Annotated in this window: 15 protein-coding genes and 1 pseudogene; 12 read left to right on the top strand and 4 right to left on the bottom strand. The window is 46.3% G+C overall.

Annotated elements, in window-relative coordinates; translation table 11 throughout:
• The first annotated feature begins 279 nt into the window (after nt 1-279).
• Entirely contained in the window at nt 280-2,319 is a 2,040-nt protein-coding gene (locus tag EL244_RS01060) for an autotransporter domain-containing protein (RefSeq protein ID WP_172597490.1), read from the top strand.
• A 93-nt stretch (nt 2,320-2,412) separates the two neighbouring features.
• On the opposite strand, the gene EL244_RS17950 is transcribed toward EL244_RS01060, so the two are convergent.
• The 3 genes and pseudogenes from EL244_RS17950 to EL244_RS18250 all read right to left on the bottom strand — a co-directional run bounded on the left by EL244_RS17950 (nt 2,413) and on the right by EL244_RS18250 (nt 5,227).
• On the bottom strand, nt 2,413-2,928 hold the full coding sequence (locus EL244_RS17950; protein WP_232004573.1) for a T6SS immunity protein Tli4 family protein: 516 nt from the start codon (nt 2,926-2,928) through the stop codon (nt 2,413-2,415).
• Between the two features lie 27 nt (nt 2,929-2,955).
• Nucleotides 2,956-3,491 (bottom strand): annotated as a pseudogene (locus EL244_RS17945) (T6SS immunity protein Tli4 family protein); the annotation flags it as partial.
• Nucleotides 3,488-5,227, bottom strand: a complete 1,740-nt coding sequence (locus EL244_RS18250) for a lipase family alpha/beta hydrolase (RefSeq protein ID WP_126458141.1) — start codon at nt 5,225-5,227, stop codon at nt 3,488-3,490. The gene EL244_RS18250 and the pseudogene EL244_RS17945, both read right to left, overlap by 4 nt.
• A gap of 164 nt (nt 5,228-5,391) precedes the next feature.
• On the opposite strand from EL244_RS18250, the gene EL244_RS01045 reads away from it, so the two are divergent.
• Entirely contained in the window at nt 5,392-5,703 is a 312-nt protein-coding gene (locus EL244_RS01045; protein ID WP_126458138.1) for a monooxygenase, read from the top strand.
• A gap of 40 nt (nt 5,704-5,743) precedes the next feature.
• Here EL244_RS01045 and paaZ read toward each other — a convergent pair whose 3' ends face one another.
• Nucleotides 5,744-7,804, bottom strand: coding sequence for a phenylacetic acid degradation bifunctional protein PaaZ (gene paaZ / locus EL244_RS01040; RefSeq protein WP_126458135.1), 2,061 nt, complete (start codon nt 7,802-7,804; stop codon nt 5,744-5,746).
• Nucleotides 7,805-8,129: 325 nt separating this feature from the next.
• On the opposite strand from paaZ, the gene paaA reads away from it, so the two are divergent.
• The 10 genes from paaA to pcaF are packed head-to-tail and all read left to right on the top strand — an operon-like array spanning nt 8,130 to nt 16,527.
• Entirely contained in the window at nt 8,130-9,068 is a 939-nt protein-coding gene (paaA, locus tag EL244_RS01035; protein ID WP_006813862.1) for a 1,2-phenylacetyl-CoA epoxidase subunit PaaA, read from the top strand.
• Between the two features lie 26 nt (nt 9,069-9,094).
• A complete protein-coding gene (paaB, locus tag EL244_RS01030; protein ID WP_006813863.1) occupies nt 9,095-9,382 on the top strand; it encodes a 1,2-phenylacetyl-CoA epoxidase subunit PaaB in 288 nt (95 codons plus the stop codon).
• Nucleotides 9,383-9,392: 10 nt separating this feature from the next.
• Entirely contained in the window at nt 9,393-10,151 is a 759-nt protein-coding gene (gene paaC, locus EL244_RS01025) for a 1,2-phenylacetyl-CoA epoxidase subunit PaaC (protein ID WP_126458132.1), read from the top strand.
• A gap of 5 nt (nt 10,152-10,156) precedes the next feature.
• Nucleotides 10,157-10,657, top strand: a complete 501-nt coding sequence (paaD, locus tag EL244_RS01020) for a 1,2-phenylacetyl-CoA epoxidase subunit PaaD (protein WP_112835907.1) — start codon at nt 10,157-10,159, stop codon at nt 10,655-10,657.
• A 10-nt stretch (nt 10,658-10,667) separates the two neighbouring features.
• Complete coding sequence (gene paaE / locus EL244_RS01015) at nt 10,668-11,723, top strand: 1,2-phenylacetyl-CoA epoxidase subunit PaaE (protein WP_115163849.1); 1,056 nt, start codon at nt 10,668-10,670, stop codon at nt 11,721-11,723.
• An 11-nt stretch (nt 11,724-11,734) separates the two neighbouring features.
• Nucleotides 11,735-12,508 (top strand): 2,3-dehydroadipyl-CoA hydratase PaaF, encoded by a 774-nt coding sequence (gene paaF / locus EL244_RS01010; RefSeq protein ID WP_126458129.1) that lies wholly within the window; start codon nt 11,735-11,737, stop codon nt 12,506-12,508.
• A 2-nt stretch (nt 12,509-12,510) separates the two neighbouring features.
• Complete coding sequence (gene paaG / locus EL244_RS01005; RefSeq protein ID WP_126458126.1) at nt 12,511-13,320, top strand: 2-(1,2-epoxy-1,2-dihydrophenyl)acetyl-CoA isomerase PaaG; 810 nt, start codon at nt 12,511-12,513, stop codon at nt 13,318-13,320.
• Nucleotides 13,321-13,322: 2 nt separating this feature from the next.
• Nucleotides 13,323-14,891: a 3-hydroxyacyl-CoA dehydrogenase gene (locus EL244_RS01000; protein ID WP_126458123.1), complete on the top strand. Its 1,569-nt coding sequence runs from the start codon at nt 13,323-13,325 to the stop codon at nt 14,889-14,891.
• Nucleotides 14,888-15,328, top strand: coding sequence for a hydroxyphenylacetyl-CoA thioesterase PaaI (gene paaI, locus EL244_RS00995; RefSeq protein WP_112835902.1), 441 nt, complete (start codon nt 14,888-14,890; stop codon nt 15,326-15,328). Before EL244_RS01000 ends, paaI begins: the two co-directional genes overlap by 4 nt.
• On the top strand, nt 15,325-16,527 hold the full coding sequence (gene pcaF, locus EL244_RS00990; RefSeq protein WP_006813871.1) for a 3-oxoadipyl-CoA thiolase: 1,203 nt from the start codon (nt 15,325-15,327) through the stop codon (nt 16,525-16,527). Before paaI ends, pcaF begins: the two co-directional genes overlap by 4 nt.
• Nucleotides 16,528-16,599: the final 72 nt, after the last annotated feature.

Raw genomic sequence — 16,599 nt, 5'->3', positions numbered from 1 at the left:
AATATTATCAATGTGATATAAATTGCATTCTTAGCGCAACAATCTTTATTTCTATTAAAAACCTCTATAAAATGACATCAAAACGCTTATTACGTTGTTTTGGGGTTGATAATCCATATTCCAAGATAGCTATTCTAAATCCCTGTCGGCTACCATCTGAACGGGAATGCTGACTAGATGTGGCTAATCCTCCTCAACACAAAAACAATTCCCCCGTTGTGCCACCATGATAAGCGCAGCGGAACGCTATTTTTTTGTTGTTCTATTTTGGAGGAAATAGTGAGTACGTTAAGAAAAAGCCATATCGCCCTAGCCCTAAGCCTGGCTCTGAGTGGTTACGCTAACGCAACACAAGCACCTATCATAGATATCGTGGATCTCGGTGGGCTGCAAACAGGTAGTATCTATACATCCATCACCTATGGAATATCCACAGATGGTAAAACCATCGTTGGGCAAGCTAATAATGAAAACGGAAATCAGCATGCTTTTATCTGGCGTGATGGTAAAGGCATGGTCTCATTAGGCACACTGGCAACCTATAATGACGGATTTTCATCTGCCCATAGTGTATCGGCGGATGGTAAAGTAGTCGTTGGTCATGCCACCTCTGACTTCAGTCACCAGCAAGCTTTTATTTGGCGTGAAGGAAAAGGAATGCTCGGATTAGGTACCCTGATGGCGAACAACAGCGGTACATCATCAGCCATTGGCGTATCAGCCGATGGCACAACGGTGGTTGGTAATTCCTCTATCAATGATAATCGCCAAGTTAATGCTTTTATCTGGCGTGAAAATACGGGTATGACTGGATTGGGTACACTGGTAACAGGTGACCAAGGCTATTCATCTGCTAAGGCGGTATCCGCAGACGGTACGGTCGTAGTTGGCGTCTCTGATACTGACAACGGTAAGCAAAATGCCTTTATTTGGCGCGAAGATAAAGGTATGACCTCATTAGGTACCCTAGAAGACAATAACCAAGGGTTTTCATCCGCTCATGCTGTGTCCGCAGACGGTAAAGTTATCGTCGGCCAAGCCAACACAAACCATGGTGAGCAAAATGCGTTTATCTGGCGTGATGGTGAAGGAATGACCGGACTAGGTACCCTAGCAAGCAATAACAGCGGTGACTCTTACGCCAAAGGGGTATCAGCAGATGGTAAAGTTGTTGTCGGTAGCGCAAGCACCGATAGTGGTAAGCATAATGCCTTTATCTGGCGTGAAGAAGATAATGCCATGACAGGGTTAGGTACCCTCACCAGTAATAATAGCGGGTCATCTTACGCCCATGGCGTCTCCGCAGACGGTACCGTCGTAGTGGGTTCATCCATGACTGATAGCGGAAGAGAACACGCTACAGTTTGGAAAATCAAAGATCCATCATCCGTCACCATTGTTGATGCAACCAATTCAAGTAAAGCAATGAGCGATACTGGTCGTCGTGGATTCAAAGTATTAGACCTGTATCAAAGTAGTTTAAACAGCTTAAGCCAAAGCCGTTGCCAGTTAGGTGAGAGCGACTACTGTGTCGGTATATTTACTCAGTATGATTCTGTCAGCAGTAATCACCGCACTGCGGCGGGTTTATTCGGAGCATTACGCTTGCCAGCTGAAAACTGGATTGTTGGGGGCGCGATGAACTTTGCGACAAGCACTGATCTGATAGATAACTACGACACCCGCGGCAGCAATCAGCCGGGCGTTGGGATGTTTATCCGTTATCAGCAAAACCGTGATAATACGGGTTTTAATGCAGAGTTATCAGGGGCATTTTTACAGCAAGGTTTAACCATTACTCGTGACCAGCTGGCCAATACCGAAGCGGGTCAAGGTGACTCTCGTGTTAAAGGCTACCAAGCGAACCTGAGTGCGCGATACGGTTTCGATGTGACCCCAAATACTTTAGTCAGTCCAGAAGTCACATTGACGCATCATAAAGTAACCCGTGACGGTTACACAGAAACACGCCATGCCGAATTTGCAGGAAGTTATGAGAAAATGGGAAATACCCGTACAGACTTGCAAGTAGGTATCAATGCGGTTCACCAGCTGAATAATACCATTCAATTGGACGGAAATATTGGGGCAAACGTGAAACTGCACAGTGAACGTGATGCGTTTGTTGGCTATATTCCGTATATCGGCGCCTATGCCTATGACGCGGGTGATGAACGAACTGTCCGTCCGTTTGTGTCCGCTGGCATTAATGTTAATGTCACCAAAAACTCAACAGTACGCGCAAACGTCGGTTGGCAACAAACTGACTACCAGCATGATGCAGCCAATGTTGGCTTGAGCTATTCATATCACTGGTAATCGCTAATTACTTTATTCACAGAAAAACCGGTCCATCGAGGCCGGTTTTTCTTATACAACCCTTAAATTGATCACGATATAAGTGAGTATTATTTAATACGCGTTCGGGCGAAGTTTAAAGGATTGCAATATACGGTCCCAAATTTCAACCATTTGCTCGTCGCTATAATGAACAACCTTACTCGATGAATGCATCAGTATGCTAACGGAAGGATGTAGATAGCCAATATTTTTTTCATTCGCATAATATTGAAAATAATAAAATTTATCGGATTGGTTATCATAACGGGGGTCTCGACCTAACGTTAGCCACTCCTCACCCGCCACATTATTGAATTGTGTTTTTCCTTTCCGTAAGGTTTTACCGCCATATTGAGAGAGAACAGACTTTATTTCATCAGCTCTATCCAGCATGCTTTCTTTTTCGCTTTCTATCGTGTTATCCATATCAACCGCCCAATAAAATTGAGGGTTTTCAAAAACCATCGAGATTTCTTCTTGGTGCGGATTTCCATCATCCTGAATAAAGCCATAAGGAATGCAAATTCCTTTTTCGGTCGGAATTTCATTTTTTGGGCGACCGTGTAAGCGAGAAATCAACGATCGCATAGCGGCTAGCTTTTGGGGTTTATTCGTATATGGTTTGTTTTTTTCATCGTACTCTAACTGTTCATCTTTATATTTAGAGCTAGAAACATCTTTAGTCTTTGATTTAATAATAAAAGCTACATTATCAATGTAGACATGAGCTTCTAATAAACGAAGGACATCAGGATAAGCATAGCTTTCATTTCTTTCAAAAATGACCCCGTTATCTAATCGCACAATATCTTTCAAAAAGGGCCCATCTGACTCCTCACTCACGCGCTGTTTTTTAATTCTTCTTCCCGTAATTCAATGCGTTGTTTAAACGAAGGTGGGTAAATAAACTGACTTTCAATCGTCATATCATCAATGGTAATCACCGATGAAAGTTCTTGTGTTAACGCTTTCGGATAATTAAACGTATAGCGACCTAAGCAATAGGTTGGGGCATCATCAAACAGAGAATTAATCACAGCGGAATCCTTTTCATTAAGCGGGCGTGAATAGGTTTTATTGGGTACAGAGCACGCCACTAAGGCGCTCAATAAAACTAAACCTAAAAAAACAATAAATTTATTTCTTATCATGGTTTAACCTCATCCGTTTGCAAGATTCGGCATAAGGAGCGCAAGGTAAATTTTATCGCCGGGGACAAGTCTCCATCGCCATAACTACCATCCCCTTTCATGGGTGGAAATTGATACGCGTTTTGATGGTCAACGTTCATTTCTAAAATTTCTTTAAATCGACCTTTAGCCTGTAAATTGATGGCGTATTTAGGCACGGTGCCATCACCGGCCCCCCCCTCATAATCCCTCGATGAAGTATTCTTCCACTTAAAACTGGATTTAAGTAACGTATACTCCCGTTTATCGCCATACGCCTCCGTTGCTCGACTGTCATCAGACACCCATAGCCACGAGGTCTTATCCCGTAATTTCCATGTCAACGTTTCATCTGAACGGCGAGAATCTTTCGAGTCATTCGCATCAAAATACGCCCCATAAAATTGGTAAGTGTTATCATGATAAGCACTGTCCATTTTTGTCATAAATGGTTTGACTATATATCTAATAATATTTTTATAAGCACTAAAGTTATCATCAATAGTAAATTGCTTTTTATCTAAAATATCCGGTTCATACATCTGCCACCATATTTTTTCCTTGAGGTAAATTTCGTTAAACGGATCACCATTCTGCGGTAACAACAAATCCGTCACGCCATCAGCGCTGCCTTTTTCAATCCGTAACCACGGCTGACCATGGTTATATTTTGACGAAGGTAAAAGTTGTAAAGGTGCTGGTGACTGAGCCAATACCGACATTAAACGTGTTGCACTCATGCCAAGCACTAGCCCCATAGGAAAAGAATGCTCCCCTATTTTCATCATTTTGTAGGCTGTTGGAGAACCTAAATCTGGCATCACACCATGAACTATCCCAAGGATTTTATCTCTGTATGGCGTATCTAATAATTCGGAGGCATAACGCGCCACCAATCCGCCCATAGAATGCGTTACCAGAATGACCTTTTCATGCCCTTCTTCAAACGCCAATCCATGTCCAATATCCCCATTCTTTTTCGTCCGATATAGATTTAAAACATCATCAATATATTTGGCGAGGTCTTGCGCAGACTGAGCGTTGTCTTGTAGCCAGTTATAGCCAAAAGCGTGAAGAGGGAGTAGCAAGCGGCGATATTTACCTGCTTCATCAATCGAAAGCGGGTTTGTATCATCCGGAGACAATTTTTTGCCTAAAATATGCTGAAAAATAGAGTCCGAACCATTACCCGCAAAATATTCAGCCGCCTCATCCGCAGAGCCAATTCCATTACTTTTTGCCTTGTTATAATAATCTTCCCATATCAGCAATTCTTTCTGTAATTTGTCGAGAGGCTCGGCATACGAAAATTGTAAAACACTTCCCCAGCCACGTTTTTGCCGAGAATTCGCAAAATAAGTCGATTCATTATCGTTATTATCGACATCTTGGGTCGAATCTGTTTCTGTGGCTTCAGGGTCGAGTAATTTTTTCCGTTTATTGCCTGAAGTAAAAAGCCAACCTAAAGCATCCATCGCCATTCCAAGCTTATTCGTTCGAATGCGCCAGATTGATTTTTTATCTTTCTTACTCCGTAAGTTAGACCCCATGATCCCAGGTAAAAAAATTACGGGAACAACTTTGATTGAAGGTAAATGGAGATAAGCTTTAGCATTTTGTGATCGATGTTGCCTTGTACATTCCCAAGAAACTTGTTTCTTCTCATCAAATTTACAAAAACTATGTTGGATATTTTCATTTTGTTCATCCTGACTCATATCACATCCTTATAATTTAGGTTATGTAAATCAACATAACCTAAATATTAAAGAACTGCATTAGGATTATCGGACAGATTTTTATATGATATTCCCCCAAATTGATCACTGTTTAAAACTATTTACTGGGTATGATAGTTAAACAACAACCATAGGAGGCAGTGATGCAAGTAATTTTACAGGTGGATTTCCCATACCAAGGACCGTGGGGTGACGAGATGACGGCTGCAATGGATGGACTGGCGCAGTCCATCAACCAAGAGCCAGGGTTTATTTGGAAAATTTGGACGGAAAACCAGCAAACTCAGCGTGCCGGTGGGATTTACTTATTTGCAAACCAAACGGATGCGCAAGCCTACCTTGAAATGCACAGCACTCGACTCAAATCCTTTGGTGTACCTGAAGTAAGTGGACAAATTTTTAGCGTGAATACAGCCCTCAGCCAGCTCAACCAAGCGCAATTTATCCAGAAATAACCGACTGAAATAGAGAGGGATTTCCCCCTCTCTTACCTCATTAAAAATCCCCGTGGCGACGTTCCACCAGCGTTAAAATACTGTACAACGCCACCACTTCATTGCACTGGTTAAACACCTGAACATCCCATTCCACAACCCCATTGGGCTTATCTTCGGCTTTTTTCTGCACTTTTTTGATGGTTTTCTTGCACGTTAAACGCACTTGGATAGTGTCACCAATTTTTACGGGTTCAATAAAACGCAGATTTTCCATACCATAGTTAGCGATCACCGGACCGACGCCCGCATCCACAAATAACCCAGCGGCCGCGGATACCACAAAATAACCGTGGGCAATACGCTCGCCAAACATCGACTGCTCAGCACCGAGTTTATCCACATGAACATAGAAATTATCACCACTGAGACAGGCAAAATTCACAATATCCGCCTCAGTCACGGTGCGTCTAGCGGTGAGCAGCGTGTCACCGATCACCAAATCTTCAAAATATTTGCGGAACGGATGCACCACATCGGCAACGGTATCGGCTCCGCGCATCCACTGTTTGCTGATGGCGGTTAACATGGATGGGCTGCCTTGGATAGCGGTGCGCTGCATATAGTGTTTTACAGCTCTTAAACCACCTAATTCCTCCCCACCACCCGCACGCCCCGGTCCACCATGCACCAACATCGGCAATGGAGAGCCATGCCCCGTCGACTCTGCCGCTGCCGCTTCATTCAAAATTAACATTCGACCGTGCGCGCGAGCGCTAGCGCGGATCACCGATTGTGCCACTTGGCTATCTGCGGTGACTAACGTTCCAGCCAAACTACCTCCACCGAGAATTGCCAGCTGCACCGCCTGCTCTAATGAGTCATAGCTCATCAAAGTGGCAACCGGACCAAACGCCTCCGTTTCATGCACTGCTTGGTGGATAAATGGTTGTGCGCAATACAGTAATGTAGGCGGATAAAATGCCCCATTTTGGCTATCTGCCCCCATCACTTGTAAGTTGGTGAAACTACCACCGCACAGCAACTCACAGCCATTTGCTCGCAAATAATCCACTTTTTCTTGCACATCTTGGCGCTGTTCTAAATTAATCAGCGCCCCCATACGCACGCCATCCACCGCAGGATCGCCCATGGTCACGCCAGATAAGCGTTTCAGTAGCGCATGTTTCACATTTTCCAACTGAGATTTTGGCACGATAATCCGGCGAATTGCGGTACATTTTTGCCCCGCTTTCGCGGTCATTTCACGGGCAATTTCTTTGATAAATAAAACAAACTCCGGGCTTTCAGGTAGAACGTCGCTACCCAAAATCGCACAATTCAGTGAGTCGGCTTCCATGGTGAACGGAACGGATTTTTGATTAATACGCGGATGGGATTTTAGCTTTTGCCCTGTCCCTGCCGAGCCTGTAAAGGTCACTACATCTTCAAAATCGAGGTGGTCAAACATATCCCCAACTCCACCGCAAATTAATTGGATTGCCCCTTCGGGAACCAACCCACTGTCTACCATCAATTTCACCATGGCTTGGGTGACTTGAGCGGATGCCGTCGCGGGCTTGATGATAGCAGGCATTCCCGCCAACCACGTTGGTGCGAGTTTTTCCAACATTCCCCAACAGGGAAAGTTGAACGCATTGATATGCAAAGCAACACCACGGCGAGACGTTAAAATATGGCGCGCAATAAATTGCCCTTGTTTAGAGAGCGGGATCATTTCATCTTCTGACCAAACAGTGTCATCAGGCAGCTCACGGCTGGCTAACCCCGCATAGGCGAACAACGTCCCAATTCCCCCCTCAATATCGACCCAACTATCTGCTTTTGTCGCGCCGGTTTGTGCAGAAATTGCATATAACTCATCCTTATGGGCTAAGAGATATTTTGCCAATGCCTTAATCATTTCCCCACGTTGCTGGAACGTTTGGTTGGCTAATGCTTCCCCACCGATTTCACGACCATATTGCAGGCTCTTGGCTAATGGCAGTCCTTCCGTTGTGACGGAATACAACCCTTCGTTGGTCAGCGCATGATAGATTTTGCGTCCCTCACCTGCGCCATTGACCCACTTCCCCATTATATAACTCGTTAAATGTTGCATATTTCCCTCTCCAGAAAAACGACAATAAATTATTTTGATAACAAATATGTATCATATATCCAATCATAGATGCCAATCTAAATTTAACAAATAAAAAACATTCTGCCGTTATAAATACGATTACCGTCAAAACCACACAAAATATGAATAATTTAATTTATTGATATTTAACAATTAAAATAAAATCACTGTGATGTAAATCGCAAAAACCACACAAATGGCATTGATCTTATTGTTAACTATTCCTAGCATTAATGTTAAATAAATGTGTTTCATGTTTTTATATTTAAAATATTTTTTTGAATCACTTTAATGGAAGAGATCAATGAGCGAGCAAAATCAGGCACTCTTCGAGGCCAAAATCGAAGCCGATATTTCCATCGAGCCCAAGGACTGGATGCCCGATGCCTATAGACAAAACCTGATCCGCCAGATTGGACAACATGCACACTCTGAAGTGATTGGCATGTTACCGGAGGCCAACTGGCTCACTCGTGCGCCAACTTTACGCCGTAAAGCCGTACTGCTCGCTAAAATTCAGGATGAAGCGGGACATGGTTTGTATCTGTACAGCGCCGCAGAAACTTTGGGCTGTACCCGCCAAGACCTCTACCAAAAGATGCTGGATGAAAAAATGAAATACTCCTCCATCTTCAACTACCCGACCCTGAACTGGGCTGATATTGGTGTAATTGGCTGGCTCGTCGATGGTGCCGCCATCGTTAACCAAGTCGCCCTGTGCCGAGCTTCATATGGCCCCTATGCCCGTGCAATGGTGAAAATCTGTAAAGAAGAAAGTTTCCACCAGCGCCAAGGTTATGAAGCCGTGATGGTGCTTGCACAAGGCACTGATGAGCAAAAAGCCATGCTGCAAGATGCCATTAACCGCTTCTGGTGGCCGGTACTGATGATGTTCGGTCCCAACGACTCCGATTCCCCCCATAGCGCCCAAAGCATGGCGTGGAAAATCAAACGTTTTAGTAACGACGAACTACGTCAGAAATTTGTGGATAACACCGTGCCGCAAGTAGAAGCCCTCGGCATGACTATCCCAGACCCTGACTTACAGTGGGATGAGCAACTCGGGCATTACCGTTTTGGTGAGATTGACTGGGAAGAACTTTTTCAAGTGATTAGAGGTCAGGGCATTTGTAACCAAGAACGCTTAGAGGCCAAACGTAAAGGCTGGGAAGACGGTGCTTGGGTTCGCGAAGGTGCCATGGCGCACAGCCATAAACAACAAGCGATGAAATCCGCCGCCTAACCACACGGAATAAAAAGGAAGACACCATGAGCAATCAAGACTGGCCATTGTATGAAGTGTTTGTGCGTAGCAAACAAGGTTTAGCCCATCGCCACGTAGGCAGCCTGCATGCGGCAGATGATCAAATGGCGCTGGAAAATGCCCGTGATGCTTATACCCGTCGTAGTGAAGGTTGCTCGATTTGGGTGGTAAAAGCGGCACATTTAGTGGCCTCCCAACCCGATGAAAAAAGCCAATTTTTCGACCCTGCGGATACCAAGGTGTACCGCCATCCCACTTTTTACACCATCCCTGATGGCATCAAAAACATGTAAGGAGCACGGAATGAATCAGCAACAGCAGCTCCAACATTATGTTTTACGTCTCGGGGATACGCCGTTAATTCTCGCCCAGCGCTTGTGTGAATGGTGCGGTCATGCACCCGAAATCGAAATTGATCTTGCGCTCTCCAACATTGGATTAGATTTACTCGGTCAAGCACGCCACTTTCTCAGCTATGCCGCCGAACTCAAAGGCGCTGGTTACAACGAAGATAAGCTAGCTTACCTGCGGGATGAGCGTGAATTCAGTAATTTATTGCTCGTAGAACAACCCAATGGGGGATTTAACGATACGTTAGTCCGTCAGTTTTTTATCGATGCCTACCACGTTCCACTGTATAGCGCATTAACCCAAAGCCGTGACCCACAACTCGCCGCTATCGCCGAAAAATCCTTAAAAGAAGCCCTATATCATCTACGTTTTAGCCGTAATTGGATGGTTCGTTTAGGGGATGGTACGGCACAAAGTCAGCAAAAAATTCAGCAATCTATTCACCGTCTATGGCGCTTCACTGGGGAATTATTTCATGGGGACGAGATTGAGATTGATCTGAGCGAAGCGGGAATTGCTGTCGACCCACGAGCCTTACGCGATGTTTGGCTACAAACCGTCACAGAAACCTTGGAAGAAGCCACTCTCACTTTGCCAGAACAAGCAGCCTACCGCTTAGGTGGCAAACAAGGTAGCCATACCGAGCACTTAGGTCTGATTTTAACTCAACTGCAATTTGTGCAGCGCGCTTACCCTAATAGCCAATGGTGATGACGATGGAACAGAGAATGCAACTTCAAGCCCCCGATATTCACCAAATCTGGCAACAACTGCACCAAATTCCAGATCCGGAGTTGCCCGCTCTTTCCATCACCGATCTGGGTATGGTTCGCCATGTTGTGCCGACGGAGCAAGGCTGGCAGGTGGGATTTACCCCGACCTATTCCGGCTGCCCCGCCACCGAGTTTTTAATCAATGAAATCAAAACTGTTCTTGATAGTGCAGGATTTCAAAACGTGGATGTGGAAGTGGTACTGACCCCCGCGTGGACCACAGACTGGATGAATCAAGATGCCAAAAGACGCTTGCGGGAATTTGGCATTGCGCCACCACAAGGCACCGCCTGCGAACATCCTGAGCATACGGGTGCTATCTGCTGCCCACGTTGCGATAGCCAACACACTGAAAAAATTAGTGAATTTGGCTCAACAGCCTGCAAAGCGCTGTATCGCTGCACTGAATGCTTAGAACCTTTTGATTATTTTAAATGTATTTAAGGGCACGCTCATGACTGTATTTCACCGTTTAAGTATTGCCGCCATCGAACGTGATACGCCAGATGCGGTTGCTGTCACCTTCAATATTCCTGAAACCTTGCGGGAGCAATACCGTTACCGCCCAGGTCAGCATCTCACGTTAAAAGCTTCAGTTAATGGGGAAGATTTACGCCGTTGCTACTCCATTTGTAGCGCTCCCGATGAAGCAACGTTAAAAATTGGGGTCAAAGCCATCTATGAGGGGCGTTTTTCCAACTTTATCAACCAGCAGCTCAATGTTGGGGATAATTTGGAGGTCATGATCCCCCAAGGGCAATTTGGCTATCAACCCGATAGCCACCATGCTGCCCATTACCTCGGGATTGCGGCAGGCTCGGGGATCACGCCACTTCTATCCATCATTAAAGCCACCCTACACATTGAGCCGAAAAGCCGCTTTGTGTTGATTTATGGAAACCGCAATAGCCGTACCGTGATGTTTAAAGAAGCCATTGCGGATTTAAAAAACCGTTTTGCCGCCCGTTTCCAAGTTCTGTATCTATTCAGTCAAGAACCCCAAGAAAGCGAGCTACTCAGTGGACGCATTGATGCCAAGCAACTCAATGCGTTAGGGGAATCTCTCCTAAATTTTAGTCAATTTGATCGCGCTTTTATTTGCGGTCCTGAGTCCATGATGGATGAAGCTCAAGAGACGTTAATTCACCAAGGCATGCCCCAAGAGCGTGTCCATACCGAGCGCTTCAATACCTCTGGTGCAAAATTCAAACCGACTCATGCCACCAGCGAAAACCGCCAAGTCAGTATCCACCTTGATGGACGTACTTTGGACATCAGTATGGATAGCCAAGATGACAGCATTCTTGATGCCGCCTTACGCCAAGGGGCAGATTTACCCTATGCCTGCAAAGGCGGTGTTTGCGCAACCTGTAAATGTAAATTGCGTTCAGGAGAAGTGGAAATGGGGGTGAATTACAGCCTTGAACCTGACCAGATAGCCGATGGCTATATTCTCAGTTGCCAAGCATGGCCAAAAGGCGATGGTGTGGTGCTGGATTTTGACGTTTAAGGATGGAAACCATGGAAAATAATTGGATTTTATCCCAACAACAAAACCGCGTTCTGACACTCACCCTTAATCGCCCAGAGGTACGCAACGCCCTGAGCACCCCGTGCTTAGAGCTGCTAGTTAAACATTTAGAACGCGCCCAAGAAGACCCAAATATTGGGGCGATTGTGATCACGGGTAACCCACGTTTTTTTGCAGCGGGGGCTGATCTTAAAGAGCTTCAGCAACAAACGGTCGCCAGTGCCATCACCGATAAACGCCCGCAAGTCTGGCGCCGTTTCTCACAGATTACTAAGCCGATTATTGGTGCAGCCAACGGCTATGCATTAGGTGCTGGGTTTGAATTACTGCTCGCCAGCGACATGATTATCGCGGGGGAATCCGCGCGTTTTGGTCTGCCTGAAATTACCTTGGGTTTGATCCCCGGAGCAGGCGGTACTCAGCGTCTGATTCGCACCGTCGGTAAGTCATTAGCTATGCAAATGGTGCTGACAGGTGAACCCATTGATGCCAAGCAAGCCTTACGCGTGGGGCTGGTCAGTGAAGTGTGCGTGGACGAGTTAGTCCTCGAACGTGCGCAAACTATTGCCAAACGCATTGCCAGTCACGCTCCACTGGCAGTCAACGCCGCCAAAGCCGCGTTAATCAATGGGCAAGAAACTCACCTTACTGAAGGCTTGAAATTGGAGCGCCAATATTTTGTCGCTCTTGCCGGAACGGACGATCGCCAAGAGGGGATCAACGCCTTTTTCGAAAAACGATCTCCCCAGTTTACAGGACGCTAATCATGATAAATGACACCGTGATCACCGAAGAGATGATCCTTACTGCACAGGAAAATGGCGTGCTCACCATCACGTTGAATCGCCCTGATAGGCTCAATAGCTTTAATGATGAAATGCACTGCCAACTGAGTGATGCCCTCAAAATTGCCGAACGGGATGAAACGGTTCGCTGCCTCGTGATCACCGGCGCGGGTCGCGGATTTTGTGCTGGACAAGATCTTAACGATCGCAATGTTGCCGTGGGATCTGCAACGCCTGATCTCGGTTTTTCTGTCGAAACTTACTATAACCCATTGATCCGCCGATTAACCGCGCTACCCAAGCCGATTATTTGTGCCGTTAATGGTGTTGCCGCAGGAGCCGGAGCCGCGATTGCCCTTGCTGGAGACATTGTGATTGCCGCCAAAAACGCCAGTTTTATTCAATCTTTTTGCCGACTTGGATTGGTTCCCGATTCTGGTGGCAGCTGGTTTTTACCCCATTTAGTCGGGCAAGCCCGAGCGATGGGTATGGCCATGTTAGGGGACAAAATTAGCGCTGAGCAAGCTTTACAGTGGGGGATGATTTGGCAAGTCACCGACAATGACCAACTGACTCAAACCGTGGACTCCCTCGCTCAACACCTTGCCACTCAACCAACTTATGGGTTAGGTCTGATTAAAAAAGCCATTCATCGCGCTGCCACCAATACCCTTGATGAACAGCTGGATCTTGAGCGAGATTTACAACGCTTAGCAGGTCGCAGTCACGATTATCGCGAAGGTGTGGGCGCTTTCTTAAATAAGCGCGAACCGAAGTTTCAAGGAAAATAACCATGAAAACTTCACTCAGCACATCGATACAAAATGTCGCTGTGATTGGCGCAGGTACCATGGGCATAGGCATTGCGCAAGTGGCTGCCAGCGCAGGTCTGCAAGTACAAATTTTTGATGTAAATTCGCACGTGTTGCAGCAATCTTTAGCGGCGCTCTCTGCACGTTTACGCAAACGCGTCAGCCAAGGAAAAGCAGAATCCCATACCACAGAAGCGACCCTTGCCCGCATTCAGGTTGCCTATCACTTATCTGAATTGTCAGCCGCTGATTTGGTTATCGAAGCGGTCGCTGAAAAACTGGAAATTAAACAAGCTATTTTCGGTGAACTTGAGGCCATTTGTCGTGAAAATACGATTTTTTCTAGTAATACCTCCTCATTATCGATTACCGCGATTGCTAGCCAATTAATTTATCCAGAGCGAATGGCCGGATTACACTTTTTTAATCCGGCTCCGGTAATGAAACTGGTGGAGGTGATCCGTGGTTTAGAAACGGCTGACATGGTTATCGATGCCCTAAAAGCACTCGCCCTATCTTTTAACAAGGTGCCCGTGATTTGCCGTTCGACACCCGGATTTATTGTTAACCGCGTGGCGCGCCCTTTCTACGCGGAAACCTTACGCGCATTAGAAGAAAAAATTGCCAATCCCGCGACGCTGGACAGTGCCATCCGTGATGCGGGGGGCTTTTCCATGGGACCGTTGCAGCTCACGGATTTAATTGGTCATGACATTAATTACTCAGTAACCCAATCCGTCTTTCACGCTTTTGGCTATGACCCACGCTTTCAAACCTCATTGGTGCAATTAGAATTGGTGCAAGCGGGGCATTTAGGGCGTAAATCGGGGCGTGGATTTTATCGGTATCAACCGGATAATCATTACGATCACAATAAATCCCAATCAAAACCCAATACTGAGCCACCCGTTACATTACCCCACCCACTGAATATTATTGCCTCTGGAAATTGGCAAATATTTCCAGAATTTAAACGCATTTTGCAGCAAAACGGGATCACCCTCGAAGAACCAAAACAAAATACGTTCCAATCACCCTCACTGATTGTTAACGGGGTTGTTATTATGTTAACAAATGGTGAACTAACTTCTAAACATGCGCAAATTTTAGGTAAGCCCGTCGTGCAATTTGACCTATCGGCGGATTATGTTGCAGCAACGACTATCACCCTCAGTTGCGCTACCCAAAATAGCCACCAACAGAACCAAGATGCTATCGCGTTTTTCCAATCTATTGGGAAGCAAGTGATTGTATTGCCAGATTATCCGGCATTACTGACCATGCGCACGGTTGCCATGCTGTGTAACGAAGCGTTGGACGTGGTGAATAAAGGCATTGCAACCGCCGAGGATACGGACAATGCCATGCGTTTTGGCGTGAATTACCCTAAAGGACCTTTGGCATGGGGAGCGCAAGTGGGTTGGGAGTCTATTTTGCAGGTACTTCAACAACTCAGCGAGTTTTATGGGGATGCTCGCTATCGCCCGAATCCGCTATTACGAAAGCTCGCTGCGGGCTATGCCACTTTATCATTCAAGGAGTTGCCATGAATTCACTGCCGACTATTACCCTCGCCCAACAAGCGGCACATGCCATGTATCGCGATGATACCTGTGCAAAAGCCATGGGCATGCACATTGACGAGGTTGCTGAGGGATATGCGCAACTCACCATGACCGTGACGGCCAATATGCTCAACGGTCATAAAACCTGCCATGGCGGGCAACTGTTTAGTTTGGCAGATACCGCCTTTGCTTACGCCTGTAATAGCCAAGGTTATGCGGCGGTTGCTTCCATGTGTTCCATTGATTTTCTGCGTCCAGGTTTTGAAGGGGATACCCTCACCGCGACGGCAAAAATGCAGCACCAAGGTAAGCGCAACGGATTATATGCCGTGGAAATTGTGAATCAAGATGGCAAGCCGTTGGCACTATTTCAAGGGCGTTCACACCGTTTAGGTCACCGTTTAGTTGGAGAACAATCATGAATGACGCTTATATCTGCGATGGTATTCGCACCCCAATTGGTCGCTATGGCGGTGCATTATCCTCCCTTCGCCCCGATGACCTATCGGCGATCACCTTAAAAGCCTTAATGGCACGAAACCCACAACTGGATTGGAGCCTGACCGATGACATTATTCTCGGCTGTGCCAACCAAGCTGGGGAAGATAACCGTAATGTGGCACGCATGGCGGGGCTACTATCTGGCTTACCCATCTCTGTATCAGGTACCACCATCAACCGTCTGTGTGGCTCAGGCTTAGATGCTATTGCACTTGCTGCCAGAAGTATCAAAGCGGGAGAGTCTGGGTTAATGGTGGCGGGAGGCGTGGAGTCTATGAGCCGCGCGCCGTTTGTGATGGGAAAACAAGATTCAGCATTTTCCCGTCAGGCAGAAATTTTCGATACCACCATTGGCTGGCGGTTTATTAATCCCGAAATGAAGAAACAATTTTCTACCGACTCCATGCCGGAAACGGCGGAAAATGTTGCGCAAACCTACAATATTAGCCGTGAAGACCAAGATGCTTTTGCATTGCGGAGCCAGCAGCGTACTGAGGCTGCGCGGGTAAAAGGGATTTTTGCGGAAGAAATTGTTCCCGTTACGGTGAAATTGCGCAAAAGTGAGCAACAGATTAGTGAAGATGAGCACCCACGCCCAGAAACTACCCAAGAACAGCTACAAAAACTGAAAACCCCTTTTCGTGATAATGGTTCCGTGACTGCCGGCAATGCTTCAGGGGTCAATGATGGTGCTGCCGCATTAATTATCGCATCAAAAGCCATCGCCAAGCAGCAAGGGCTAACGCCACGTGCTCGGGTCATCGCGACGGCAACTTGTGGCGTCGAGCCACGTTTGATGGGAATTGGTCCACTGCCTGCCACTCAAAAAGTATTAAAAATCGCAGGGTTAACCATCGAACAAATGGATGTGATTGAGTTGAATGAAGCCTTTGCCGCTCAAGCACTCGCGGTATTACGTGGGTTAGGTCTTCCTGATGACGCACCACAGGTTAACCCTAATGGCGGCGCAATCGCCTTGGGTCATCCTCTGGGAATGAGTGGGTCACGCTTAGTGATCTCCGCCGTCAATGAGCTACACCGCAAACAAGGTCGCTACGGTTTATGCACCATGTGCATCGGTGTGGGTCAAGGCATTGCAATGATTATTGAACGAGTCTGAACATCTTAACCAATATAAAAAAAGCCTGATAGCTCGACACCTGTACAGGCAAATATCAACGCATTTAATCGC

Origin of the sequence: Providencia rustigianii, assembly GCF_900637755.1 — a bacterium.
Taxonomy (GTDB): Bacteria; Pseudomonadota; Gammaproteobacteria; order Enterobacterales; family Enterobacteriaceae; genus Providencia; species Providencia rustigianii.
Note: the sequence above shows the minus strand (reverse complement) of the source record. Positions and strands in the feature narration are given on the sequence as shown.